The 593-nt window shown below is 71.7% G+C and carries 1 protein-coding gene; it reads right to left on the reverse strand.

Going from position 1 to position 593, the window contains the following annotated elements; translation table 11 throughout:
• Positions 1-593 (reverse strand): AMP-binding protein (locus tag D7V88_RS42045; RefSeq protein WP_147449179.1); only part of this gene is annotated, 593 nt, incomplete at both ends.

The raw sequence follows: 593 nt of genomic DNA on the forward strand, positions 1-593 counted from the left end.
CGGTCCCCACCGAAGAAGGCGTTGCGCAGGGCCGCCAGCGCTCCGGGCTCCTCGCGCGCCATCTCATGGAAGAGGGCGGTGGTGAGCAGCACCGTGGTGGCGCCCACCTCGCGCAGCTTCCGCGCGAGGTGCGGCGGGGACAGCGTCACGTCTCGGGGGAGGATGACGAGCCGCGCACCGTTGAGCAGCGCGCCCCAGACTTCGAAGGTGGCCGCGTCGAAGGACGCCGTGGACACCTGGGCGATGCAGTCTTGCGGCGTCAGGCGGACGTAGTTCGTGTCCCGCACCAGGTGGACGATGGAGCGGTGCTCCACGCCAGCGCCCTTCGGCGTTCCCGTCGAGCCCGACGTGTAGAGCACGTACGCGAGCTGGCCCGGCAGCACCGGCACGCCGTCAGGCGCCGTGGTGGCATGGCGCTCCAGCGCGTCGGGCTGCGCGTCCAGGCACACCGTGGGCCAGGACTGCTCCAGCAAGGACGGCAGCAGCGAGCGCTCCGTCACCACCGCGGACAGGCCCGCGTCCTGGAACATGAACGTCAGGCGCTGCTGCGGGTAGGACGGGTCCAACGGCACGTAGCAGCCGCCGGCCTTGAG

Origin of the sequence: Corallococcus terminator (genome assembly GCF_003611635.1) — a bacterium.
GTDB classification, from domain to species: Bacteria; Myxococcota; Myxococcia; order Myxococcales; family Myxococcaceae; genus Corallococcus; species Corallococcus terminator.